General features: G+C 31.1%; 23 protein-coding genes and 1 tRNA gene. 10 read left to right on the top strand and 14 right to left on the bottom strand.

Going from position 1 to position 26205, the window contains the following annotated elements; translation table 11 throughout:
• Nucleotides 1-39: 39 nt before the first annotated feature.
• On the bottom strand, nt 40-732 hold the full coding sequence (locus tag QWY99_RS16310) for a S24 family peptidase (protein ID WP_290266643.1): 693 nt from the start codon (nt 730-732) through the stop codon (nt 40-42).
• Between the two features lie 253 nt (nt 733-985).
• Here QWY99_RS16310 and QWY99_RS16305 point away from each other — a divergent pair, with 253 nt between their 5' ends.
• A complete protein-coding gene (locus QWY99_RS16305) occupies nt 986-2716 on the top strand; it encodes a hypothetical protein (RefSeq protein WP_290266642.1) in 1731 nt (576 codons plus the stop codon).
• A gap of 96 nt (nt 2717-2812) precedes the next feature.
• Here the strand turns inward: QWY99_RS16305 and QWY99_RS16300 are convergent, their stop codons facing one another.
• Nucleotides 2813-4036, bottom strand: a complete 1224-nt coding sequence (locus tag QWY99_RS16300) for an outer membrane beta-barrel protein (RefSeq protein ID WP_290266641.1) — start codon at nt 4034-4036, stop codon at nt 2813-2815.
• A 364-nt stretch (nt 4037-4400) separates the two neighbouring features.
• Complete coding sequence (locus QWY99_RS16295) at nt 4401-5405, bottom strand: hypothetical protein (protein WP_290266640.1); 1005 nt, start codon at nt 5403-5405, stop codon at nt 4401-4403.
• 651 nt (nt 5406-6056) lie between these two features.
• On the opposite strand from QWY99_RS16295, the gene QWY99_RS16290 reads away from it, so the two are divergent.
• The gene (locus QWY99_RS16290; RefSeq protein WP_290266639.1) at nt 6057-6491 is read left to right on the top strand and encodes a hypothetical protein; all 435 of its coding nucleotides are present in this window, start codon (nt 6057-6059) and stop codon (nt 6489-6491) included.
• A 387-nt stretch (nt 6492-6878) separates the two neighbouring features.
• On the opposite strand, the gene QWY99_RS16285 is transcribed toward QWY99_RS16290, so the two are convergent.
• On the bottom strand, nt 6879-7280 hold the full coding sequence (locus tag QWY99_RS16285; RefSeq protein ID WP_290266638.1) for a helix-turn-helix domain-containing protein: 402 nt from the start codon (nt 7278-7280) through the stop codon (nt 6879-6881).
• Between the two features lie 115 nt (nt 7281-7395).
• Nucleotides 7396-7467 (bottom strand) — tRNA-Glu (locus QWY99_RS16280).
• Between the two features lie 500 nt (nt 7468-7967).
• Here QWY99_RS16280 and QWY99_RS16275 point away from each other — a divergent pair.
• The 3 genes from QWY99_RS16275 to uraH all read left to right on the top strand — a co-directional run bounded on the left by QWY99_RS16275 (nt 7968) and on the right by uraH (nt 9557).
• Nucleotides 7968-8537, top strand: a complete 570-nt coding sequence (locus QWY99_RS16275) for a Crp/Fnr family transcriptional regulator (RefSeq protein WP_290266636.1) — start codon at nt 7968-7970, stop codon at nt 8535-8537.
• Nucleotides 8538-8601: 64 nt separating this feature from the next.
• Nucleotides 8602-9126: a GlcG/HbpS family heme-binding protein gene (locus QWY99_RS16270; protein ID WP_290266634.1), complete on the top strand. Its 525-nt coding sequence runs from the start codon at nt 8602-8604 to the stop codon at nt 9124-9126.
• 23 nt (nt 9127-9149) lie between these two features.
• Nucleotides 9150-9557 (top strand): hydroxyisourate hydrolase, encoded by a 408-nt coding sequence (uraH, locus tag QWY99_RS16265; RefSeq protein WP_290266633.1) that lies wholly within the window; start codon nt 9150-9152, stop codon nt 9555-9557.
• 77 nt (nt 9558-9634) lie between these two features.
• Here the strand turns inward: uraH and QWY99_RS16260 are convergent, their stop codons facing one another.
• Nucleotides 9635-9862 carry a helix-turn-helix domain-containing protein gene (locus QWY99_RS16260; RefSeq protein WP_290266631.1) on the bottom strand — a complete coding sequence of 76 codons (228 nt, stop codon included), beginning with the start codon at nt 9860-9862 and terminating at the stop codon, nt 9635-9637.
• A 158-nt stretch (nt 9863-10020) separates the two neighbouring features.
• Between QWY99_RS16260 and QWY99_RS16255 the strand changes: the two genes are divergently transcribed.
• Nucleotides 10021-10329, top strand: coding sequence for a hypothetical protein (locus QWY99_RS16255; RefSeq protein ID WP_290266629.1), 309 nt, complete (start codon nt 10021-10023; stop codon nt 10327-10329).
• Between the two features lie 237 nt (nt 10330-10566).
• Here the strand turns inward: QWY99_RS16255 and QWY99_RS16250 are convergent, their stop codons facing one another.
• The gene (locus QWY99_RS16250) at nt 10567-12018 is read right to left on the bottom strand and encodes an ATP-binding protein (RefSeq protein WP_290266628.1); all 1452 of its coding nucleotides are present in this window, start codon (nt 12016-12018) and stop codon (nt 10567-10569) included.
• A 296-nt stretch (nt 12019-12314) separates the two neighbouring features.
• Nucleotides 12315-13508, bottom strand: a complete 1194-nt coding sequence (locus QWY99_RS16245; protein ID WP_290266626.1) for an outer membrane protein assembly factor BamB family protein — start codon at nt 13506-13508, stop codon at nt 12315-12317.
• Between the two features lie 639 nt (nt 13509-14147).
• On the opposite strand from QWY99_RS16245, the gene QWY99_RS16240 reads away from it, so the two are divergent.
• Nucleotides 14148-14441 (top strand): type II toxin-antitoxin system TacA family antitoxin, encoded by a 294-nt coding sequence (locus tag QWY99_RS16240; protein WP_290266625.1) that lies wholly within the window; start codon nt 14148-14150, stop codon nt 14439-14441.
• Nucleotides 14425-14934 (top strand): GNAT family N-acetyltransferase, encoded by a 510-nt coding sequence (locus QWY99_RS16235; RefSeq protein WP_290266624.1) that lies wholly within the window; start codon nt 14425-14427, stop codon nt 14932-14934. Before QWY99_RS16240 ends, QWY99_RS16235 begins: the two co-directional genes overlap by 17 nt.
• Here the strand turns inward: QWY99_RS16235 and QWY99_RS22280 are convergent.
• Complete coding sequence (locus QWY99_RS22280; protein WP_353960584.1) at nt 14926-15189, bottom strand: helix-turn-helix domain-containing protein; 264 nt, start codon at nt 15187-15189, stop codon at nt 14926-14928. The genes QWY99_RS16235 and QWY99_RS22280 overlap by 9 nt on opposite strands.
• 423 nt (nt 15190-15612) lie before the next feature.
• Here QWY99_RS22280 and QWY99_RS16230 point away from each other — a divergent pair, with 423 nt between their 5' ends.
• Nucleotides 15613-16326, top strand: coding sequence for a GLPGLI family protein (locus QWY99_RS16230; protein ID WP_290266623.1), 714 nt, complete (start codon nt 15613-15615; stop codon nt 16324-16326).
• Nucleotides 16327-16562: 236 nt separating this feature from the next.
• Entirely contained in the window at nt 16563-17885 is a 1323-nt protein-coding gene (locus QWY99_RS16225; protein ID WP_290266622.1) for an IS4 family transposase, read from the top strand.
• 161 nt (nt 17886-18046) lie between these two features.
• On the opposite strand, the gene QWY99_RS16220 is transcribed toward QWY99_RS16225, so the two are convergent.
• From QWY99_RS16220 to QWY99_RS16200, 5 genes are all read right to left on the bottom strand, one after another.
• Entirely contained in the window at nt 18047-18454 is a 408-nt protein-coding gene (locus tag QWY99_RS16220) for a helix-turn-helix domain-containing protein (protein ID WP_290266621.1), read from the bottom strand.
• 248 nt (nt 18455-18702) lie between these two features.
• Nucleotides 18703-19845 carry a cytochrome-c peroxidase gene (locus QWY99_RS16215; RefSeq protein WP_290266620.1) on the bottom strand — a complete coding sequence of 381 codons (1143 nt, stop codon included), beginning with the start codon at nt 19843-19845 and terminating at the stop codon, nt 18703-18705.
• A 45-nt stretch (nt 19846-19890) separates the two neighbouring features.
• Nucleotides 19891-21363 carry a hypothetical protein gene (locus tag QWY99_RS16210; RefSeq protein WP_290266619.1) on the bottom strand — a complete coding sequence of 491 codons (1473 nt, stop codon included), beginning with the start codon at nt 21361-21363 and terminating at the stop codon, nt 19891-19893.
• A complete protein-coding gene (locus QWY99_RS16205; RefSeq protein ID WP_290266618.1) occupies nt 21350-22831 on the bottom strand; it encodes a RagB/SusD family nutrient uptake outer membrane protein in 1482 nt (493 codons plus the stop codon). Before QWY99_RS16205 ends, QWY99_RS16210 begins: the two co-directional genes overlap by 14 nt.
• Before the next feature lie 4 nt (nt 22832-22835).
• Nucleotides 22836-26195 (bottom strand): SusC/RagA family TonB-linked outer membrane protein, encoded by a 3360-nt coding sequence (locus QWY99_RS16200; protein ID WP_290266616.1) that lies wholly within the window; start codon nt 26193-26195, stop codon nt 22836-22838.
• Between the last annotated feature and the right edge of the window lie 10 nt (nt 26196-26205).

Below are 26205 nucleotides of genomic sequence, written 5' to 3'. Positions count from 1 at the left end.
CGAGAATTTTTAAAGATACTTTGTTTAACTAAATCTGAATTAGTGTGTAGCATTTATTCTAATGCTTGCTTTAACCAGGGCTAATCCATTTATATTTGATATAAGAATGTCTTTAGGTTGGTGTTGCGGATTTTCGCTTACTAATTTTATCCAATCTTCGCCTTTCTCCGATTTCTGTATCCATTTAACCATTATAAGTTCTTCTGAGTCATCCGGTATTAGTGAGACTAAATACAATTCGCCCCAAAAGATATTCTCGATAATGTTGTTCATGTTTTTATAGATCACAATATCACCGCTTTTTATTATAGGATGCATGCTGTTGCCATTTATACGTATAGCGCCATCACATTTGGGTAAATTAGGTATAGATATAAAATCTATTGGATTTTGATTTGAATCTTGAAACAAAGAAGTAACTCCGTTGGGAGTGTTTATGTCGTATAAAGGTACTTGTAGTTTAGTAGATTCACTTAGGTATATATTAGTAGATGGTTCTTCAACTTTGTCCTTTTCTGCATCAGAAACTGAATTTAATAGCATTTTTCCTCTTCCAGTGATAAGCCATATGACGCTAATTTCTGGATACGCATGTAGTATATGGTCTATTTTTGAAACCCCAATGTCTTTCACCTTGTCTAAAAAACCGTTAGAAAGACCTGTTTCGATATAGAATTTTCTTTTGTTAATTCCTTTGTATTTAATGATTTGTAATATTCTAGCGACTATCATTTTAATTTTTTTATAGATTATTTGCTCTTTTGTTACGATATGTAGGATAAACTCTATATATTTGTAATTTCATAAGAAAAGTATTAAGTATTGTGACAAACGTACAAAAAAAATGTACAAATATGCTTATGAATACGATTTGATTTGATAGTTTTAACTAAAAAATAGATGAAATTATTTAGTGTATCAAAGTTTAGGAGATTATATGTAGTTATTAAATAAGGAAGTGGTTATTAATATGTAAAAATAAAATATGGATTATCCGATTAAAATAGCGAGAAGTACCCCCAATTTTAAAAGATTAGAAAATGCAATTATTGATTTGTTACAGTTTGTTGAAACTGGGGCAATTTATGTATCGCACAATGGTAATAATAGTGCTGTTATTGTAACTTTTGTCTTGAAAGAAAATTGTAGTCAAGATGTAGATGTGCTGGGAGAAAAGGTGCTTAAGTTTACAAAGTTATATCCTGATTTTATTTTTAAATTCATTAATTCTAAATGGGCCGATTATGGATTTAAAAAAGGGAAGTTGTTTTTTGTAAAGCATTGTACTTATGAAGAATTGGTTTATTTTGAACCTGACACAAAGGTATATTATCCGCATGTAGATTCGTCTAAGCAGTTGTCTAGAAAAGCAAAAAGGCGCTTTGAAATTGACATTGAAGCAGCTGTAGTGATTTTTCGCAATGTATCTATTTATAGAAGAAGTAGTAAGAGTGTAGATGCTGCTTTTACAATGCATCAAGCCTTGCGTTATATTTTCATCTGTGCTTCGGAGTTTCTTTTACCAGAATTTATTAGTTCGACCTGTTTATTAATACACTACGATTATATAATTGATTTTGCTCCTTCGTTTAAAGCAATACTTGATAAAGAGAATGATGAAGACAAAGAAATCTTAATCATGCTTAATGAGGCTTATGGTAGTATCCAGCAAAATATTGAGATGAAAGCTATAGATTTTGTGTTAATAGATAGAGCAAAAGCTAAGATCGAATTAATGCAAAGAGAGATCAATAGACTCTTTGAGGAATATATTGAGGCATGTGAGCAAAAAATAAGAAGACTTAATCATCAAACTTATTTGGGAAGAGCTATTTTTGAGAATAAGATTCCGTCAAACTACATTTTAGATGAAGCATTTTCGAAGATAGGTGCTGTAATTTCTGAATCTTTTGTAAAAACAAGATCAATATATTGTTTTGGATATACTACTATTCATGATGGTAATACAGCTAAGGGAGTAAATTATAGTAAGCAACTGCCAGTTTATCATTTTTATCTGCTGGCACTTAATTTAGGGCATATTGAAAATGCAGAAGAGCTAATGGAAGTTGCTATAAGAGAAAAACTTGGTGCTAAATATAAAGTAACGATCCTTAATCATAGTATTAATTATTTACGCAAGAAGAACTGTAATCAAAAATACTTTTTTAATGCTATTATAGCAAATGGACTTTTGGTCTATAATAGTCCTTTATCTATTGTTTATACTAAGAGTTTTGAACTGGATAGGGAGATGGGTTTTGTGAGAAAATTTTATGATAGTAAAATGCAACTGGCTCAGCAATTCCTTACTCTTGGATATGATTGCCTTAGTCCTGATGTAATAACTATGGAAAATGAATTTTTGCACAAGACGCTAAAACAAGTTGCAATTGCACATATTCATTTGTTTTTAGGATATCATACAGGCAGGTTTTCAATGAGTACTTTATTCTATTTGTTGAAATATATACAAAAAATTGAGCTTCCTTTTGATTATGCAGATAATGAAGAGAATTTAATATATCAATTCCTTTGTCTAAATTCAGAAAGGATAAAGCATAAAGAAGCACAAAGGAATGTCTCTGAATATAATAACTTTCTTAAAGAAATTTGTGTTGTTTTTTTTGAACAAGCACAGTTGATGGCTGATAAAGAATTTAAAAGATTGGAAAATAAAAAAAGGCAATCTTTTAATTTTTTAGTTCCTGTCTAGATAATAAGATATGAAATAATTATGTCTCAAAAAAACAAAAGCTTTAGGGAAACCTGAAGCTTTTGTTTGGTATTGTTTCAGATGCTTTATTTACTGTTAAAACAGAGTATATCCGAAAATTACAGAAAGGGAACTATATTTCACTTGCCAAATAGAATACTCAGATAGAAGTTCTTTGCTTGCTTCGTATCTTACTTCTAAGCTGTATTTATCCATAAATTTATAACCTGCTCCAAACCCTAAATTGCTTTTAGATTTATCTTTTTGGGAGCTAACGATTGCTCCGTCTGCTCGTGTGTACTCAAATGATTTATTTAAGTTGAAATTATAAACGTATGAAATATTAGCAAAAAGTTTAGAACGATTATTAAGGAAAAAATAATGTCTTACGCTCAAAGGAACTTGAATAGAAGAATACTCAACTTTTCCAAATAATTTGTTTCCATATATTTGGCTTACATCGATCGAACCTTCACTTTTGTAATTCTGATAAGTTGGCTCAATTGTAACAGCCCATTTGTTTCTATTAAAGGGTAGTATGAATTCTGCTTCAAGTCCGATCCTCAAGCTTAATTTATTTTCAAAATCAATTTCTTTAGGGAAACTAATAGGGTTTATATTAGACATAGTGGTACTGTTCAAGCGAGGTCTAATAGATAAATTGAATAGATCTTTTTTTATCTTTTTTACGTAATTTGTATAGCTTGAATTGCTACATTCATTATATTGGATAAATAATTTAATTAAATCTTTTTCTTTGTATTGTAAATTTATAGTGTTAGTTATTTCAATTGTAGAACATTGCAAATCTTTCCATAACTGTTGTTTGTAATATTCATTTTGAGCTATTTTATCGGTTGAAATTAGGTATTTTTTATATACCAGTTGCTCTAAGTTACCATTATCTACTTTATAAAAGAACTTCTGTGAGGCACTGTTGTTGTAAACAAATAAATTAGCTTTCCCTTCAATTAATACTTTTAAAAAAAGTTGTTCTTCAACAAAAACAGGGTTTTTTTCAGAGCTCATTTCATCAAGTTTTGTACTTGATTTGTCTATTTTTACAATGCTACTGATGTATTTTGAACCATTTTCTATCGCAAATTCTTTCACCGTGTTAATAGTTGCGATTCTTGATTCACTTTCTTCAGATAATTTATATTCAAAAGTAGTTGGGTTGCTTCTCCAATCTACGTTTTTTATTAAACAATCGATTTTTTGCCCTGAATTATCTATATAGTACCCTTTTTCAAAAGTGATTTGAGAGTAGGTATTAAAACCTAAGAATATGATTAAGAGTAATAAAAGGTGTTTCTTCATTTTTTTTTTGTTAATTGTTAAATTGGTTTGGTTTTTTTAAATGATGTTCATGTAAAAGAGTCTTAAATAAAAACACACAATTACTAATCCATATAATTAAGCCTGTCATAATTAGGTTAGGCTTTGTTTTATTAGAAGTTGTATTTGTATTAAGGTGTTTCTTAAAACAATGGCGAATATATAATTTTTGTTATAAAATTCTATCTTTTTAGGTAATTATCTACAAAAAAAATGTTAAACAGTTGGGAGTTTATGTGTTTACGAAGCATACTAGTGCTTACGTACCAGGGGGGCATATTTAAGTTTTTTTTATGGTGTAGTATTAAGAATGGCTTTGATGGTATTGAATTATGGCTTAAGTCGTTTAATTAGCTGCTTTTTTACGGTTCGGGCGTTCTATTTTTAATCTTATTTGGCGTGGCATAAAACAAATCAGAATATGTGCACGTTTCCATCGGTAGCATTTTAGGAAAACGAACATAGCAACAAATAGAAATACGGCAGTTCCAATCGCAACTTGAAAAGGGTAGGAGAGTACTTTTTCTTGTGGAATTATCATCGGAACAAGTGCAATAGCGCAGGCAGGAGCAAAAGGTTTTCCGACGATTTCAAATAATAAGAAGAGGCATGAAAATAGCAATAGTACTGTAAGCACAAGCGGTAAGCCTGCTATTGTGTGCAGATAATATTGAGACAGCGAGCCTAAAAAAGCGGCAATTACCATTATTAGATAAACTTGTAGCGGGCGATTACGAAAACCCGATTTTGAAGAACTGAATTCTATAAACATAACTACTAACGGAGGTACAATAAAATATAGCTTGCCTGTAGATACAGGAATTATTGCAATAAGTAAAATCCAGAAAAGTAGTTTAAGCCAGTGTTTCGGATTATGTGTATGCTGTTTTTTTGTGTGCAAAGGGGGAGTTTTGCGTACTTTAATCTTTTCAAGAAACCACTGTCCCGCAACCACTAAAATACTCATGATAAAAACAGAAATAGGATATACTAATGAATGAGTCCCCATTAATACAGGTAACATAGCGGCAGAGGTTATCGGTATTAATGAGGTGCGTGTTGTAATAAGACAAAGAGAAGTAAAGACAAAGGAAATGGCAATATTGGCTAGCAACGGAAAAGGAGAATAGCGAACAAGCAGGATTCCGAAAACGGCACAAACAGTCATTAGTGCAATTAGCATGGGTCTGCTTACGGTCCATATTTTTTTATCTACAACCCATAAGCCAAGTACCAACGCAGCCATTTCTGGAAATAGAATTTCTTTTTCTCCTAGCCATTCCGAAACTCCAATCATTAGGCTGATTATAAGTAATGTAAATAGGTATCGGATTAGTTTATTTCTGTTCATTTCAATTGATGTAATTAGAGGCGGTGTAGTTTATATGCAAAATTACGATGCCAATCCTCGGGAAACAATGGACAAATATGGATATTACCTAGACAAATATGCTATTAGTGTTGTTTTGGATCAATACGAAAACGGGTGGAGTAGCAAGAATTTTTTGTTCAATTTTTTTTAACCACAATCTTGTCTTTCTGAGGAACGAAGAATCTCTGTAAGAAATTAATACAAAGTATTTCTATATTGTCGGACTGCTAGGTGAGATGCTCCCAGCTGCGAAGTCTCAAGACTTTGCACCCGTTTCAATTGACTATCACAACAACTAAAATTATAATTTAATAAACTGTTAAAAAGTGTTTAATGTAAAAAATCCGTAGTTTTATTTGCGATATGAGAATATGGTGTTGCAGAGTCATAGTTTTAAATTGTAGTAGCAAATAGGATTGGGTACAAAGTCGGGAGGCTTCGCACAGCTTGGTGGTTTTGTGAATTATGGATGGAGAGATGGTGTTCCTCAAATTACAAAAATTGATAATTTTAGAAATGATGGAGGTTATTTAACTTTTATCAACGGTAAACAAGTAGGCCAAAAAAACAGATTTACAAACAGTAAAAATGATGTCTCAAATAAGAACTGGATTGACAAGATAAAAAAAAATGAAAAATATATCTATTTATTTAAGTGTGTGTTTAACTTTTTTAATTCTTTCATGTAATGAAAAAAAGGAATATACAATTATTAAACCTTCAGTAGTGAAAGACCACGATGAAAGACCAAACCATGAAAAAATAACTGAGAATAAAAAAGCGAGTGATAGTTTGCTAAATCTTGCTATTAGCAAAGGAGACGAGATGGCATATAATTCAGTAGCACAAGATTTTATTATCAATGAAAACTATAAACAATTGTTGTATTATTCATTGATTATGGCAAATAAATATAATAATTCTCAAGCTCATTTTGATATTTATGTTATACTTGTGGAGTCATCTGAAAATAAATCTTTGAAAGATTTAGACACAAAAACAAAAAACTTAGCGAGGTATCATTTGATAAAATCAGTTGAATTAGGTTATAAAAGTGCTAAATAAGAAATTGATGAAATTTTTGGAAAAGAAAAAAAAATCAAAAACTCAGATTATTATTTAATTGAGTATGCAAAGTAATTAAAGATAAACCAATTAATTTTTATAATGAACCTCTGCTCTTCGAAGTTTGAAATCATAATTGTACTTGACTTTTCTTTCCATAAAAAATGCCCCAAATAGTGTCTAACTTTTTTGGGGCAGTGCAAAGTGTGAGGTTTTTTTATGATTTAAAGAGATACTACATTTTTGGCAAAAAAAATACTGATCACTCAGATATATAGACAACGGTAGTACAGAAATTCTTTCTGTGCCCACAAAGAGGAATCAACAACAGCCATTCTACCACAGAATGGCTGTTGTTTTATATTAAAATCAAATGAAACATCGGTTTTACTTTCTGTATTCAGTAGGAGTCATATTGGTATATCGTTTAAAGTAGCGACAGAAAAGCGAAATATCAGAGAAGTGAAGTAAATCGGTAATTTCTAGAATGCTCTTGTCAGTTGTTTTTAAAACAGATTTAGAATAAGTAATAACAGCTTCGGTTATCCATTCAGATATTGACTTTTTTGTCTGTTTACGAATCGCAGTCGTTAGGTATTTAGGAGTCAAATTCATTTTGTCGGCATAGAAAGTAATGCTTCGTTCTTCTTTGTAGTACTTCATCAGACATTGAAAAAACTCATTAGTCCGCTGTACGAAGTATCCGTGCCCACAAGGAGAATCAAAAAAATGAGCATTTTTTTGGATCAATACGAAAACGGGTGGAGTAGTAAGAATTTTTTTGTTCAATTTTTTTTAACCACAATCTTGTCCTTCAGAGGAACGAAGAATTGGGGATTACAATTCAGTAAAAAATTGGTGAAAAACAAAAAAGCTTCAGATTTCTCTGAAGCTTTGTCTTTAGTAGCCCGTAGCGGAATCGAACCGCTCTTACATGGATGAAAACCATGCGTCCTAACCGATAGACGAACGGGCCTACTTGCGTATTGCGAGTGCAAAACTACAACTAATTTCTACATATACAAGCATGTTCTGAAAAAAAAGTTTTTGAAGAAATTCAGAAAATAGCACATTGAGAAATTATCAATTATTTTCAAATTGATTTAATGAATATATATTTATTTGATTAATAATGGGTTGTTTCTTCTTTAGAAAAAAAAACAGGAATGATTTATCCCATTTTCATTGAAAAAACAACTTCAAAAAAAATAAAAAATATTTTAAAATCTCTTCGTTTTAAAGAATAATCCTATGGTTTTGTTGGTTGAAAAGCTGTCAACAGAGAGGGAAAAAATTAAAATAAGTCGCTTCTGGAGTAATAAATTGTTGAATATTTTTAGTTTTTCAGATTGGATAGTTTAGAAGATTAGGTTTTAGCCTGTGATTTATTGTGTAAAAGAACGGAATAAGGCTAAGGGGCATCGTTTATTCAATTGCTATTTTGTCTACTTTTGATGAATAAATACTAATAGATTCATGTATTCAACTCTTGAGAAATTTATAAAAAGTAAGACAGTTGTAGATGACCAAACGCTAAAAAGGATTTGTTCGTGCTTTGAGTTAATCAAGACAAATAGAAACGAAATTTTGTTGAGTTATAATCAAGTATCAAAACATTATTATTTTATAAACAAAGGCGGTGTTCGCTTGTTTACCACTTCAAAGGGCGGAAACGAAAGCTCCAGATTCTTTGCCTTTGCAGGAAATTTTGTAACAGCTTTGCCCAGTTTTATAGATCAGCAACCAGCAGAAGAATATCTGCAAACGATTCAGAAATCAGAATTACTTCGCATTTCAAGAACCGATTTTTATAATTTGGTTGATGAAATACCGCAGTTTACAAAAATATACACCGAAATTTTAGAGCTTGGATTTATAATGGCTCAAAAAAGAATTTACGGATTTCAAGGTTTTGATGCTCTGGATAAAGTAAAATGGGTCATGAAATACCAACCCGAATTATTGCTAAATGTGTCCAATAAAATGTTGGCTTCCTATTTAGGAATATCGCCTTCTACGTTGAGCAGAATTAAATCGAAGCTCTAAAACGTTGACATAGGACAACGTTTTTAAAAAGTAGAGCTAGTAGCTTTGCTGAAACAAATTTGATATGAAAACCCTATGTTTATTTCTCATGCTGTTTTCGACAGTATGTTTTGGTCAAGCCAAAGTAGAAGCGAAAAAAGCGCAATTGCCAATCAATAAATACATTAAGTCAGTTGATAATTTAACCTTAGAATCGGCCTTGGAGTTAGCAAAGAAGGTAACCGAAACGGCGACATCATTAAATAAAAAAGTTTCAATAGCAATACTAGATGCTTCGGGAACAACCATCTTACTTATGCGTGCAGATGGAGTTGGCCCGCATAACACAGAAGCATCAAGAAGAAAGGCTTACACGGCTTTATCTACAAAAACAGGAACACTTACATTGCTACGAAATGCAGTAACTAATCCTGATACAAGAAACTTAAATACACTTCCAGAATTGTTATTACTAAGCGGAGGCGTACCAATTTGGTATCAAGGCAATGTAATCGGAAGCGTTGGAGTAGCAGGTGGCGGAAGCCCCGAAAATGATGATTTAATAGCTAGATCGGCAGAAATTACAGAACTCGGAATAACAAATAAATAAATATAATCTTAAAAACATACAAAATGAAAAAAATACTAGCAGTTCTTACCTTGATGATGTTCTCAACATTGGCGTTTGCCCAAGAAAACAGTTTTCAACTTTCGACTCACATTCTTGATGTTTCAAAAGGAATGCCCGTAAGTGATGTTTCTATCAAGTTAGAACAATACAATGAAAAAACGAAAACATGGTCTTTTGTTGAGGAGAAAAAAACGGATGTGAACGGAAGAATAACAGATTTTTTAAACGCTAAAAAGTCTAATAAAGGAATTTATAAACTGACTTTTTTTACAAGTGATTATTTTAAAAAGAGTAATGTAGAGAGTTTTTATCCGTTTATCGAAGTTGTATTTCAAATTAATGACCAGAAACATTATCACGTTCCGATAACGCTTTCGGCATTCGGATATTCAACCTATAGAGGAAACTAAACCATTAGAAAAGTTAATTATGAAAAAGCTTCAGAGAAATCTGAGGCTTTTTTTGTTGTATGACAGTTTCAATTAAATCATATTTTTCGAAACAATTCTGAAAATTCAACATTTAAAGCCTTACCGATGCGTATAAGTTTATCAATACCCATAATCTGTTTACCTAACATATATCTTCTTAATGCTTCAATATCTAAATCTGCATCGTGAGCCACATTACGTACTTTAAGTTTTTTTTCTTTAATAATTTCTTTTATGTTATTTCCGATAACCTTAACAGATTGAGGGACTTCAGTTTTTCTCATCACTTAATATTAATGATTTGAAAATTATGATTAAGTAGCTAAAAAAACAGGAACGTATATATCAAGTCATATATAACCGTTTTTTGTTATATTTGTATGATAATTCTGAAATATGAATGAGCTCAAAAAAAATATAAAACTATTAATAAATTAAAATCATGGAAGTACAACAAAAAGAACAAGTCGCAACTGTATTGGAATTAATGAGTCAAATGAATTATTTTTCAAAACTAAAACCAGATTCCGAAAATGATAATTCGCTTAGTACGCCAATAAAAGCGTCTTCTTATTGCGAATTATCTCTAATGATTTCTTCGTTGCTAAAATCAAGCATTGGTTTACTTAAGCAGGATGATCCTACTGAAAAGGCAATTGATCTAATAATTTTACTCGAAATTGCTTTGGATCTTCTCCCTAACGACGAAATGGATTTGCTAGATATGTTGTATCAAATGAATCTAAAATAACGCTGATTTAAAGCTAGTTTATTACTAACTCGGAGCTAGTCCTTTCGACGAAGGAGAAAACGCATTAAGTAACTCCGTAACAGAATTGGCAGATTTGAAATCTATACGCGTAAAAATTGGATTAAGAATGACCGAAAGGTTTATGCTGTGGACGCGGATTGTTAATCCGCGTTAACGACTAAAATATTTTTAGTTTCTATATATATACCAACGTTTTAAGAGTAGCAATATATAATTTTATGCCCAAAAGGGAATATATTTTTTATATTTTCTAGAGTTACTCGAAGGGTCGTCATCTTTTATTAAATCTTCATTTATAGTTTCTTTTATAATTCTTGATGCTATAGCAGAATTTTGCTCTTCAATTTGGAAACGCTCCCTTAAACTTTGGTTAGTCATTATGTCATTTGAAACGTAGCGTAAACATGCATGTTGGTAGCAAGCTCTTACTTTATCTTTTTTATCTAAATGGTTAAGTTCCTTGTAGCTGAACATTGTAATTCTAGTTCTTTTTTCTGAAACAATAAAGTCAACGGCTGGTAATTGATACATTTCATTGTAAAAAATTACTTTATCAATACCGCTTCCTTTTTCTTCGCATATTCCAAATCTTCTTAATATATCTGCTAATTTTTCATTTCGAGATATATATTCATCGATAAAACGTTGGGGAGTGATAAGTGGTAGACCAGGATTTGAAATTTCAATTCTATCGGAAAATATTTCTATCATAGGAAACCCTTTTTCATTAAAATCCTGATGAATAAGAGCGTTTGCGACCAGTTCTCTTATTGCAATTTCCGGATACATTTTGGTTTCTTTTCTGAAAGCTTTTCCTATTTCTTCATTTGCAGGCAATTGTCCATTTATCCAGTCAATTAATCCATCAAAACCTACAGCATATCCTCTTCTTCCTATCTGTTCTCTTATAGTTTCGACTTTGTTTTTTCCTTTATATACAATCACTCGAACTGCTTTCCTGCCTATTTCATCAAAATCTTCTAAGTTTTTAGCTAGTAGTATAGCCCCTAATTTGGTAATGTCGTAGTGATCTTTATTCTTTTTTATCAGCTTTTCTAAAATAAATTTTTCAATTACGCCATCTTGTGTATTTGGATAGGGCAATTTTAATAATTCGAAGTAAGTTTGAGAATTAAGTAAGCTAATTATTTCAGAAGAAGTTACATTTGCTTTAGCTATGAGATTTTCTAATGGTTTGTCTGGAGCTTTCCTCCAAATTTTCCCTTCTTTTTCGGGGAATTCACTTAATTTTCGTGTATAACTAGCAATTCTGATATATGATACATGAAAAAAATCAACTGGTCGATTGTCTGCACTTGGAATTATAATCATAGAGATACGGATTCCCTCTTGATATTCAAATTCATACATTCTAAAATCAATTTTAGGAGCAAGTCTATTAATTAACCAACTTTCTAAATCTTCTCCACCTTTTTTATGCGATTTTATTTTGAAACTTGTCCCTATAACTTTGTGTGTTTTGTCTTCCACTCCAAAAATTAAATAACCGTAAGGTTGATTGTGTAAACAAGCTCCATTTGCTAACGCTGATATGCGTTCACCTATTTCTTCAGCAGAATGATAATTTAATTTAAATTCAACCCATTCACTTTCGTTAGGTTGTTTTACCAAATCGTTTACTATGTTTATTAACTTTTTTAGCTCCATAATCAAATAACCATCAAATAAGAATTGCTTGTATTTACAGGGGTTTAGTGTAAAAATACGTTGATTTATCAAATAAGTATCAAATAAGATTCTTCCTCCTCTCTTAAATTGTTAATAACTTTTCATCGGTTATTTAAAGAGATTTACGGATGATTTTTAAATCAAATTTCTTTAATAAACTAAAAGAGTTGATTTGTAATCTTTGCACGCAAAGAAAATCAGAAAAGTAAATATAAGTAAAAAGCTTCAGATTTCTCTAAAGCTTTGTTTTAGTATTTGGAAATTTTCCTTTCTTGTTATCGAACTAATTTTATATAAGCGCTATAAATATCGTCCTTAAGAGAAGTTCGCATATAATATACGTTTTCTTCTTTTTCTTTTAAATCGTATTGAATTAAACCAGCATCACAATAATAATAAAACAAGTTATCATCTTCAGGAAATTCAATGTTTGAAACAGGAATGGTTGTCAATTTTATCTGAGATATTATTTCACCATTGGTCAAGTCCAATTTAAAAAGTTTTCCTTTACGAGTATATCCCCAAAGCTCATCATCATGCTCTGTGATGTATTCGACAGAATCGTCTTTAAAATCAGTTTTCCATAGCTGCGTTCCCGTTTTTGAATTAACAGCGTAAACAGAAGAAATTTTGGAACCTTGTGCGCCAAAATATACATTCTCGTCTTTGTAAAATATACGCTCCTTGATGTTTTTTTGACTTTCGTCTAATTTAAATTGCCATAAAATATCCAGTTTATTTGGGCTTAAGGCAAAAAGAATGTCTTTATCGTTAGCAACAAATATATTTTCACTATCTGTTACGGGTTTTCCAGTCATAGGTTTTTCAAAACTTTTTTGGCTAAGCACTTTTCCTGTATTTGCGTCAAAACTATATGTAGTTAAAGCGCTTTGGGTAAATATTTTGTTGTCAAAATACAGCACCGGAATGTCATTAGTTGGAGCATCAAGTTTGTAAGTCCATGATAAACTGCCGTCTTTTATATTAAGCGCGTATAGGTTACTGGTTTGATCTTGATTTTGAGCAGTTATATACAGTTTTCCGTTGCTTATAATTGGAGTTTGATCCTTTAGAACAATTTGATCTGTAATGTTACCTATTCTTGATTTCCAAAAAGCCTCACCGCTGAGGTTGTCTATTGCTATAATTTCACCATTTATAAACGGAATGTAAACAACTCCATCTTGTATGGTTACTTTGTTTGCGCACATTTCAGTATGAGCATCAGTAGCTTTTGCAGTCCAATTGTTATCTTCGGTGTCAAAATCATATGAAAAAATAGAACCATCATAATCATAAATTAGAATTGATTCTTTGTTTAATGGCACTTTCTTAAGCGGACTTATAACCTTATTGGTGACTATTGTATTAGAAGGTGATTCATTGTCAGAATTTGGAGCGGTTGTAATTTGTCCAAACACATTTATAACAGTAAATAGAAATAAAGTAGGTATTAGTTTTTTTTTCATTTTAAAAGTTTTTGTTCGATAATTTGGGGGCTTTTTAGGGATACAAAAGTACTCTTTCTGAAGAACTGAGATGGTTATGTTTTTTATAACTATGATTAGTTATCCAACGGCCTTATTTAGGATGGTACTATTTTAGGTCTATATTTTGTTATAAAAATATATTTTGACGCGAGTAAAAGTAAACAAAAAAAGCTCTAGATTTCTCCGAAGCTTTGTTTTAGTAATGGGAAGCTCTCAAATATTTAAACGGTTTATAGAGAGTTATTATTTGATTAGTGGCTTAGATTTAATGTGATTAATTAAATAATTCCAATAAATATTTTTTTGTACGCTAAATGTACGTACATTTGCAGGGCTAATATGAAGTCTAGTCTTCTTTAATGGAGAATTCGGAAACAAGTCGAGTACAAATGTCAAAATAATTAACTCAAAAAATGCGTAATATAAATGATTGCGTTGAATTATAAGGGAAATGACACGTCGAAAGACAAAACGAAAACAATATAAAAAAACACTGAAAATAGAAAAAACACTGAAAATAGAAAAAATACTGAAAATAGAAAAAACACTGAAAATAGAAAAAACACTGAAAATAGAAAAAACACTGAAAATAGAAAAACACTAAAGTCACTAAAAACTATGTCAACAATTATTAACGACCGAATAGATGTTCGTATTAGCAAAGAACAAAAGGAGTTAATTAAGTATGCTTCAGCATTGAGAGGGTTTAAAAACTTAACGGAATTTATTGTTTATTGTGCAAATACTGAAGCAAACAAGATCATTAAAGAAAATGAGATTGTTTTACAGACTTACGAGGACAAGAAAATATTTATGGATGCGATTTTAAATCCCCCACGTGCTAATGATAAACTTAAAAGGGCTCAAATGAACCATTCTAAATTTGTCACAACTAATGAATTTAATGATTAATGTCCTTGCAAAGGATCACGAAAAGAAACATTTTAATTGTGGAAATATATTATTAGATGATTATTTCCAAAAGCAAGCTGGACAAGATGCCAGAAAAGATTTATCTGTTTGTTATGTTTTAACAGATGCAAACGAAGATGAAAAAAAAGTAATAGGGTTTTACACTTTGACAAATAATTCGATACCGTGGGCAGAATTTCCGGAAGAGTTGACAAAAAAAATACCAAAATCCTATGCTATACCAACGGCTTTACTTGGTAGGCTTGCCGTAGACAAGAGCAAGCAAGGAAATAAAATTGGAGAAATATTATTGTTTGATGCACTAAAAAAATGTTTAGAAGCTTCAGAAAAAATGGGACTTTATGCAGTAATAGTAGACCCATTAGATGATTCAGCTATTGCATTTTATGAAAACTATGGTTTTATATTGATACCAAGTAGTAAGAAAATGTTTATTACAATTAAAACCATAGAAGATTCGTTTTCAAAGTAAGAATAATAGGCTTAGCTTATTTTTCTGTAAAAAAGATTTTTGAATCAAAAAAAAGTCTGAAAGATTTAGATCTTTCAGACTTTTTTTTGCGAGAACAAGACTCGAATCTATGTCTGCCGTAATAATAGTTTTTTTTGTCTGATTACTTTCAATTTTTGATAATTCACTTTGTGATATATTCAATTCGTTAGCTAATAAATATTGAGAAACATTTCGTTGCTCCCTAAGTTTTTTTATCTTAAATCCTATTGACATATAAATAAATCTTTTCGGATTAATTAAAAACGGATATATAATATTCTTTTACGAATAACAAATGTGAATTTTATTTGCAATATTTGTTTGTACTAAAATTTGGATTAACTAAAAAAAAAACATTTTTATAAAAAATTTATTATTTACTGCTATTGCTGCACTAGGATTCAGCGCAGTTACCAATGCAAAGAATCATGTAGAAATTAAGGAAGTAAAAATCATTGCCCAACTAGTTTATGATAGCTGTGATTTACGACAAGAAATTGCAGAAAATTTAGCATTAGAACATGGTTCAGACCCATGGGAAGTATATTTCTATGGCGCTTCGGAATGGGGAAGATGTATGGCAGGGAAATAAATTATAGATAAAATAAAAGAGTTCTTTCTTTAACGAGGGGCCATTTTAAAAATAAATTGTTGAGAATGAGAATATTAAATATTGTTTCACTGTTTATTAGTTTTATCAGTGTAGCTCAAATACAAAATGGTAGAATAGAATATGGTATAAATATCGAAATGCCGGCAGAGCTTCAAGCACCTAACAGTTTCAAAACATCTTATGCAGAAGCAATTGAGAATGCTAAATACTTAAATTTCGCTTTGATTTTTAATCAAGAAATATCTGTTTTTAGTATTATTAATGCTATTGGTCTTGATGATCAGGGGTATTTTTATGCAAAGTTATTTTCAGGATACAGAGGTGAAGTCTATCAAAATAAGGAGGGTTCATTATCAGTTTTAGGAGGTGAATTTGGTAATTATATTTTAAAAAAAGAATCTAATGAATGGGAATTGATCAACGAAACAAAAGAAATTGAGGGATTTATATGTTATAAAGCAACATCAAGTAAGGTAGTTGTCAATTCTAAAGGAACTTTTCAGTTTCCTGTAATTGCTTGGTATTGTCCTAAAATACCTCTTTCTTATGGTCCTAGTGGATATGGGAATTTACCTGGATTAATTCTTGAATTGCAAGTCAGAAACGTTGTTTTTGGAATAAAAAAATTGGATTTAAATCTAGATAAAGAGCCTACTATTCCAAAAATAAAAGAATATAAAACGATTACTGAAAAAGAGCTAAATGAAATAATTGATAAAAATAAAAATAGTTTTAAAAAACCTAAAGATAAATTTTAAATATCTTTCCTGAGGTTTTATTCTGAATAATAAAACTTGGGTAAAATATAATAAATGCTAAAAAAAACTTGTTTTTTCTTCTATTTTCTACATTTACATTTTCCCCAGCTAGCGCGAACGCAATGTCATTAAGTTAAGGTGTTAATGTTTTTATTTTTAAGGAATTAAGATGTTTGCAATTTGCTATATTGTATTAATTTTCTTGTATTTAATCTGTAATTTAACAGATTTTATATATGCAGAAGAATTCAATTTTAATAATTAAAAAATTGAGAGAAGAGATTTTTAGTAAAGAAATAATATCCAATTATAAAGTGAATAAACAAGATTTTAGTAGAAAACGAAAACAGTCTTTTGATCAAGTTTTATTATTTATGTTGAATTTATTAAGAAAAAGTATGGCTATCGAAATTAATAATTTTCTAGATTACTTAAATTCAAAATTACACTTTCAGAAAGTTGAAAGTTTCACATCGAGTGCTTTTGTTCAAAAAAGGAAAAAAATAAAACCTGAGGTTTTTAATTATTTATCCTCAATAATTACAGATAATTATTATGTACAGGGCAATCAAAATATTAAACTATTTAAGGATTTTAGAGTTTTAGCCGTTGATGGTTCAAAGATAACTCTCCCATTTACTGAGCAATTAAAAATAGCTTTTGGAGAATCAAAAAATCAGACCAATACATCAATAGTTCAGGCAAGATCCTCGGTGTTATATGATGTGCTAAATCGTTTAGTTTTAGATTCAGTTTTAGAAAATATTAAAACTGGAGAAAGAGAGTTAGCCTTAAGTCACAAGTCGCATTGGAAGGAAAATGATTTAATAATTTATGATAGAGGATATCCTTCTTATGATTTTAAATACGAGCACATTAAGGCAGGAATTGATTATTTAATAAGAGTTCAAAAAAATCACAGTAAGATCGTAAGTTCATTTATATCAAGTGAGAAAAGAACCTTAATTGTTGATGTTTTGCCACAGGAAAAGCACTTATTTACAGGGAAAGATTATGATAAAACTACCAGTGTAAAAGTTCGTTTAGTTCGAGTTGACTTACCTGGAGAAGAAATTGAAATTTTAATGACATCTTTATTGGATAGTCAAATTTACCCATCGGCTATATTTAAAGAACTATACTTTTTAAGATGGGGAATAGAGACTTTTTATGATGAGTTAAAAAACAAATTGAAAGTAGAATATTTCACGGGGTATTCAAAGATGAGTATCGAGCAGGATTTTTTCTGTGCAGTATTTATCAGCAATCTACAGTCGATTATAGTAAACGATTTAGAAGAAGAATTAAAGGTTAAAAATCAAAACACAAAATTAAATTATAAAGTAAATACAAATTTGTCCTATGGGTTTTTAAAAAACCGAATTCTTGAATTACTTTTTAAAGAAGCTCCTTTGGAAGAAGTATTCAAAGAATTAGAAAAATTATTTCTTCAAAATACAATTCCAATTCGATTAAATCGAAATAATAAACGGGAAGCAGGAAAATACAGAAACAGAATAAGACCATTAGTTCTTAAAAATCAGAAAGATGCGATATAAGAAATCCTTAACTTAATGACATTGATCGCGAGCGTCCCGCTCGTGAACACAAAGCTGTAAAAGAAAGGTTTAAACGAAAAAAAGCTTCAGAGAAATCTGAAGCTTTTTTTTAGTAGTTCGCCACGGCGAAGACTCGAATTTTACATAATGTCTTCTAGAAACTATTTTATTAATTGCTCGAGTTTTTTCATCATTTCATCTTTCTCTTTCAGCATGCGCTCGTATAGAGCAATCTTTTCTTCATGAAGTTTTTTTAATTCTTCCAATGAATTGATGTTAAATACGGGTTTAGAGTTTCCTATATATGCGTCTTTTTCAACATTAAATGTATTCGAAATAATATTCACTGCCTGCTCCTCATCGAAGTTCTTAAAAGCTTCAACTGGAATTTTTAGAACTGCTGATATCTGTTTAAGCAAATCATCCTCAATAATATCTTTCTGTTCCAACATAGAAATTTTCTTTTGATTCCAGTCTTCACCCAGATCATAAGCTAATGCCTCTTGCTTTATACTAAGCATTTCTCTGAAGCGTTTTATGTTTCTTCCCTGATGTATTTTCTGTTCCATAATGAGTATAAAATTTCTAAAGGCAAATATTAAGCCATTTGATTAAAAGTATGAGAATCAAAGATAGAAAAAAATATGTTGTAAAAAATCCTTTGTAGCACAAGCATCCCGCTCATGAATGAAAAGTACTTCAAGGTAGTCTAAACAAAAAGCTTCAGAGAAATCTGAAGCTTTTGTTGTTGTAGCGGGAAGCATTCAAATATCTAACCAGATTATTGAGGATTATTGATATGTGTTTTTAAGATTAATTATTTTGGCATTTGTGGCGTGATAATTCTTCTTGTAGGTGTACTTAAAGTTTCGATAAAAGCCAGTAAATCGCTAATTTCTTCCTTGTTTAAATTCAATTTTCGAAGCATCGGATCTATTTTCGGAATCAAAGAATCTCTTGGAGTTCCTAAATGTTTTTTCTGAACTGGAGATGGATTTCCTAAATTATACATTTCAACAACATCCAATAATGTTGGAAAATGACCGTGATGCATCCAAGGTTTTGTTTGTGCAACTTCACGTAAGGTTGGTGTTCTGAATTTGCCAATATCTTTTACATCTTTGGTAACATTGTAACGTCCGAAATCTTCATTTTTTGTTCCAAATAAAGTCTGTCCGTCATTGTGGAACTCATTATCACTAAAATAAGGTGTATTATGACAATTGATGCATTGTGCTTTGGTTCTGAATAAATGCAGCCCTTTTACCTGTTGATCGGTATAAATGTCTGATTTTCCACTTACAAATTGATCAAATTTACTTTTCGGACTATTGATTGATCTTTCGAAAGTGGCAATCGCATATTGAATGCGCTCTAAAGTTACTTTTTTATCTCCAAAAGCGTCTGTAAATAAACTATTGTAACCTTTAATTTTAGCGATTTTATTAACAGCAATCGTTAGTTTTTCATTCATTTCTAAAGGATCAGAAACCGGAAATTGCGCTTGATCTTCTAAGCTTTTTGCGCGTCCGTCCCAAAATAGGGAAGTGGCATACGCCGAATTTATAATTGTCATCGAATTTCGTTTCCCCGTTTGGCGGTCATGACCAAAAGAACGGGTTAAATTATCTGTCCAGCCTAATTCGGGATTATGACAGGAGGCACAAGCAATTTGCCCACTTTGGGATAATCTAGGATCAAAGAACAAAATCTTTCCTAAACTCTCTTTTTCCTTGGAATACGGATTGTAAGCAGGATATGGAACAGCCGGAAGTACGCCAATATCTTGAAATTTAGATTTATCGACATTTTCATGTAAATCTGCAGTTGGCCATTTTGATGAATCTCCGTTGGAATACAGTTTTCGCAATTCTGTTACATCAATGTATTCTGGATCTTCAATACTTTTGTAAGCCGTTAAACTTAGTAAAAATAGAATAGGGAAGATTAGTTTTTTCAATTGTTTTTGTTTTTTATTTTTATTCTTGTTTTATGATTTTAGAAATTACAGATTTACTTCTTTAGCACAAGGCTCATTTATTGGACTTAGTTTAGGATAGGTTTTGTTATTGTAAATTCTGTATTGAGAAGTAGCAGTTCCTCCAAATAATTCCTGATTTGTAAGTTTTAATTCGAACGAAATTTCAAATAAACCAGCACTAATTTCTTTGTAAGTTCCATCGCCTGAGATGGCAATAGTGTGACTATTTTTTGTTGTACTTGCTACAGTAATATATTGAGGTATTACCAATACTTTTCCTTTCGTTTTACTGTTTCCATTGTCAGGGAAAAATTCTAAAGCCGATGTAATATTAAATCCCGGTGAATTTGCAGCAGCTGTACTCTCGTTTGTAAACCATCTTTTTAAATTGAATGAATTTGTGGTTGAGGTTCCAGAGGCAACATTAAATCCAATCTTAAATGCATCATGATACACATCGTCATTTGGGTTTGTTGTTCCTTTATCACTATACAGAATGGCATTTTGATTGTCTTTTGTTACAACAACAGGAAAGGTAAAGGCATTAAAAGCCTGCCATGCACAAGTTCCGCTTTTATCAAACCAGTTCTCACCATATGTAAGATAAAATTGATTAGACAAATCGTAGAATTTAGAAGCCGGATTGGCTAAAACATCTCTTGGAGATTTAATGTTTTTTACAATTTGTAAAATTTTATTTCCCGTTGCCAGATAATTTTCTGAATTGTTTAATGTTAGTGTACTTTCATAATAGACATCATCATTCTGAATATCTTCTAATAATTTTAGGTGATAGGTTATAGAACTTTGGCTTTTTCCATAATCGTCATGTGTAAGCTCATAATCAAATCCGTTAAGAAATTGAAATATTTCAAGATTTTCAATTTCTGAAGGGAAAAATCCATTAGGGAAATTAACTTTAAAATCAATAATTTCTCCTTTTATCCCTTTTATATCAATTTTACTGATAGGAAAGGTGTAGTTGGTTGAAATGGTTCCTAAATTAATTGTAAAAGTATCATGGACAGCTTCAGTATTACTATTTCCGATGTGAATTTCTGGGTCTGATGTATTCTCTAACTTTAAAGTTATACTTTGATTTTCTTTCCATCTTTTATCGAAAGATACATAAATAGTATCTGTTAGTTTATTAGGCTGAAAAGAAAGCGTATTTTTTGGATTTAATGAATAGCTATCGCTTGTTCCCGTTGTTGTAGTTTTAAAATTTGCTGTAACCGAATTTTTTAATCCAAATACAGTTAAGGCTACAGGTATTTTTAAGGTTTTTATAGATTTATTTTCGTAGCTATTTTTGGGTACTAAATTGGTGTTTACAGCCGGATATTCGAGCGGAATATTATTACTATTTGTAGTAAAGTTAAATCTCAAAAATGGATCTACGTTTTCTCCGCCTAATCTATAATCGTCTTTAGAACACGCTGTAAATAATACCAGCACAGCAATACTTAATAGTGATGTAAATTTAATACGATTCATTTTGCTTTAAGTTTGAATTAAGATTAATGTTGAAAGTAGGTATAGGCAATACAAATTTTGGTGACGGATAGTTTATACTGCATACATTTGAGATACAACCATCATTTCTAAAAATGCCTGTTTGATTACGTACAAGATCAAAGAATAAATGCCCTTCAAAACACAATTCTTTTCTTCTCTCTAAAAGGATGTTATTTTTAATATCGTTTGTAGTGTTTAAAAGTGTTGCATTGGCACGGGCTCTTATGATGTTAATATCAGCCAGAGCTAAATCGGGTCTATTGCTCTCTGCAGCGGCTTCGGCACGAATCAAATACATTTCACTGAGCCTAAATGCTACGTATCCGGCATTATCATGAAATTTTTTAGTAAAATCATACGGCATAAATACTTGATTGCCTGCTATTAAGGTTGAGAGTTGCAACGGTAAAAATAGTTTTTTACGAATGTCATTAGTTTCGTATAAATTCAGTAAATCGTTTGATGCTACATATTTTCTTCCAGTATTAGATATTGTGTAAGATGGAGGAGGAGAAGTAGTATAACCAAAGTAAGCTCCCATAGTACCTCCTGCAGTTCCAGCATCATCTTTAGGAATCGAAAATTCAAGTAAAATTTCAGAAACGGGTAAATCAGTTTCTTCCCATTGTGATACAAGATTTTCAGAACTCATTAAACTTATACCAGAATTTGTTATGACATCATTTGCTGTATCATAAGCATTTTGCCAATCTTTTTTATACAAGTAAACGCGTGCAAGCAAAGCTTTTGCACTGTTGCTATTAAAATAGGAGGAAACAGGGCCTTTTAAACTGGGTGTAGTAGAATAATTTATTAATGCCGTCTTTAAATCATTAATAATTAAGGAGTAAGTGTTGGCAACAGTTTCTCTGGCAGGATATTTAATGCCCCCTTTTATAGAGGTCGTATTGTACACAATTCCTAAATGTGTAGCATTTGTTGTGTATCCATAGTTTTGAGCATAAATTAAGGATAAAAGAAAGTGTGCATAAGCTCTTATTGTTAGGGCTTCGGCTATAATCTGATTTTGTTCAGATACTGTTGCATCTTCTAATTTTGGAGTATATTCTAGAATTAAGTTTGCTTCATTTATGATGGTATAACTTTTATCATAAAAAGATTGAAAATTGCTAGTATTTGCCTGGTCGTCAAAAGAATATACCTGATTGAAGGCATTTGGAATTGCGGTTTCTCCTTTGTTGGTAGTATCAAAAGGTGATATTTTTAAATTTCCTCCTTGTAAATCAGCATAAGCAGCAAAACGTTCTCCTCTAACATTTTCTTCTACATGGCTGTAAAGACCTTTTAATGCTGTAAAGACCCCTTCTTTATTTTGTAAAAGTTCATCAATTGAGGTTTGTGTACCAGGTTCCTGTTCCAGAAAATCACTACAGCTTTGTACAAAAAAAATAAGGATAGCTATTGTTATATATTTAAAGTATTTCATATTCTTAAAATTTAGCGTTCATTCCAATCGAGATTGTTCTCGCTTGCGGATATGCATAATTAAACTCTCTTATTCCATTTAATCCCTTTGGACTTTTCTCTTTATACCAATACCAAACATTTGAAGCATCAGCAAAAACAGTTAGATTATTCAGAAAAGTATTTTTTAGCGGAACATTATAACTTAAATTAATGTTACTAATTTTTAAGAAAGTAGCATCATAAATATATTTGCTCAAGTTTGCATTGATTGGTGAACCACTTACAGAAGATTGAGCTACAAGATCTCCCGGCTGTCTCCAGTGATCGTATGCATTTACAGAAAGATTTCGATTTAATGTATTCGAATATTTATCAATGAAAACATCCTGTACTAAGAAATCTCCGCCGATTTGGAAATTTCCTCTAACCGATAATACAATATTCTTGTTAATCGTAAAATTGTTGTTAAAACCACCGTAGGCATCAGCTTGTTTATCGCCAATAGGCACCCAGTCAGCATTTGTATATAAAGAACGATAAGTTGCAGCATCGTATATTTTTCCGTTTTTTTCGAGTAAATCTCTACCTGTTGCTGGATCTACACCAACCCAATTAATTCCCCATAAAGTAGTCGTGCTGTAACCCAATTTTTGAGCCAGTGCCAATGTTGCTACAGAATATTCGCTTCCTAAACCTTTTAGCTCTGTAACTTTATTTTTTACAGTAGAGATGTTAAATGAAGTCGTCCATTTAAAACGATCGCTTTTGATCCATTTTATTCGGGTTGTAAACTCAAAACCTTTATTGTACATACTTGAAGCATTAAGCTGTGCAGAGGTATAGCCTGTTTCTGTAGGAATATCACGAGTTGTAATTAGATTGCTTAAATTATCATAATAATACTCTAATAAAAATTCTACACGATTAAAAACATTAAAATCAAAACCTATATTAAACTTGGTGTTTTTTTCCCAGCCTAAGTTTTCATTTGGTGAAGTATTTGTAGTGGCTTCAGGTCCTCCATTATAGCCATTTTGACCAATTTTATACAATCCTTTTGAACGATATGATCCAATTCTTGAATTCCCTGTTGTTCCGTAACTTACTTTGAATTTAAGTAAATCTATCCAGGAAGAAGATTTAAGAAATTTTTCATTGCTAGTAATCCAGCTAAATCCAGCACCACCATTATTGGCAACATCAGAATCGTTACCAAATACTGAACTTTGATCTCGTCGGAAATTGGCTAAAAAATAGTAACGTTTTTTATAATTATAATTAATTTGTGCAAATGCAGAAACTTTAGAATTATAACTTATTTCGTGTTTATAATTTTGATTAGATTTTGTTTCATCAATTGTAGGCGTGTCTGGATTATCATCGCGAATCGCTTCGGAAACGGCATGAATTTGATTTGGATTTACAAAACCAACACCAGATGCGTAATCAAAATTGGTTTTATCTTCTGATAATTCCATACCCACTAAACCATCAATAGAATGATTTTCATTAAGTTGTTTATCAAATAAAAGTTGTCCCTGCCAGTTCCATTTAGTCGAATTTCTTTGATTAATTAATCGACGTCCCCAACCCGGATAATTAATTTTATTTAGGATAAAACTTGAGTTAAACTGGCCACTTTCGTTTTCACCTGAAAAGTAACGATCTTGTTCTTTTTCGGTATAATCAAGTCCGAATAATGAAGAGAATTTTAATCCTTTTGCGATTTGGTAGCCAAGATTTATACTTCCTAAAATACCATACGTTTGTGTTTCGTTTTTGTTTTGTGCAATTGCAGCTAACGGGTTACCACCGCTAATGCCGGTTAAACCAATTTTAGAGTAAGTACCATCGGCATTATAAGGAGAAATAGTTGGCAAGTAGGCAAAATTGTAAAATATATTTGGAGCATCTTTTTGAATATAACTCGGATTTAGCATTAAATTAATATTCCACTTACCCGAACGATACCCTAAATTTATGCCCATATTTAATTGTTTGCTTTTGTTCCCCATTTGAGGCTCATCAATCTTTAAATAACTAATATTTGTACGATACGAAAACTTTGATGTGGCACCAGAAACATTAAAATTGTATTTATTGAAATATCCTGCATTGTTTAGTAAATCGAACCAATTTGTATTTACTCCGTTGTAAGGAACATTTATAAAGTCGGGTACTTTACTTTTTTGAAATTCATTTCTAATTTCATTATACTGTTCTCCGTTTAAGTACTTAATTTGATTCATTGCAGACGAAATACCAGATTGGTTCGAGAAACCAAATTGTGTTTTACCTTTTTTACCTTTTTTTGTTGTAATCAAAATAACACCATTTGCACCATCGGCACCATAAATACCAACAGCTGCAGCATCTTTTAATACCGTAAAAGTTTCTATGTTTTCTGGAGCAATTTTCATTAAAGGGTTTGAGAAATTTTCAGAGCTATCTCCGTTTCCATCAAAGAAAGAATCGTCTATACCTATTTCTTCACTCATAACCAATCCATCTACAATAATAAGCGGTTGAGTCGAAGTCCCAGTTCTGGAGTTTGTCAAGGATGTTAAGCTTCCCTGGCCACGAATATTAATTTTAACTGGACCACCAACTCCCGTAGTATTTTCGATCAAAACCCCGGCAATTTGCCCCGCTACCATTTTATCTATACTTTCGGATGCTTGTTCAATAGCAATATCTTTAGCTTGCAAAGTCGAAATACTTCCTACAATTTCTTCTTTTAATTTTGTAGTTCCATAAGAAGAAGTGATAATTACCTGATTTAACTCATCTGTAACTTCTTCAAGGAAAAATGAAAATTGTTTTTTGTTACCTGCTTTTTGTGATTGCGATTGCATTCCTAAAAAGCTAACTTCTAATACAATATTCGGAATGTCATTTCCTGTTAGCTGATAAGCAAATTTTCCGTTAAAGTCAGTAATTGCACCCATTCCACCGTTTCCAATTCCTTTTATACGAACGCTCGCACCCGGAAGAGGTAATTTATCTTTTGCATTATAGACAATTCCGGTAATAAATCGTTCATTTTCTGGAGTTACCACATCTGAAGTTTCAGGTGTAGTGCTGGTCAATAAAACCTGTTTTTTCTGAATGTAATACGAAATGTTTTTATCCTTTAATAATTGCTTTAAAACAGTTTCTAAAGGCGCATTATTAATATCAAAATCGATTAATTGTTCTGCATCTATTTTTCGGGCATTATAAATAATCCTAAAATCGGTTTGATCTTCGATTGATTTGATAATAAAGCTTATAGGTTTTTTTTTGGCATGTATTGTAATTAATTTATTCTGAGAAAAACCTTTAAAACCGGATATAAGGAGGGCTAAGAAAAACAGAATTTTTCTTAAGTTATTGGGTATCATTAAAGTCATG

Source organism: Flavobacterium branchiarum (assembly GCF_030409845.1).
Classification (GTDB): Bacteria; Bacteroidota; Bacteroidia; order Flavobacteriales; family Flavobacteriaceae; genus Flavobacterium; species Flavobacterium branchiarum.
Note: the sequence above shows the minus strand (reverse complement) of the source record. Positions and strands in the feature narration are given on the sequence as shown.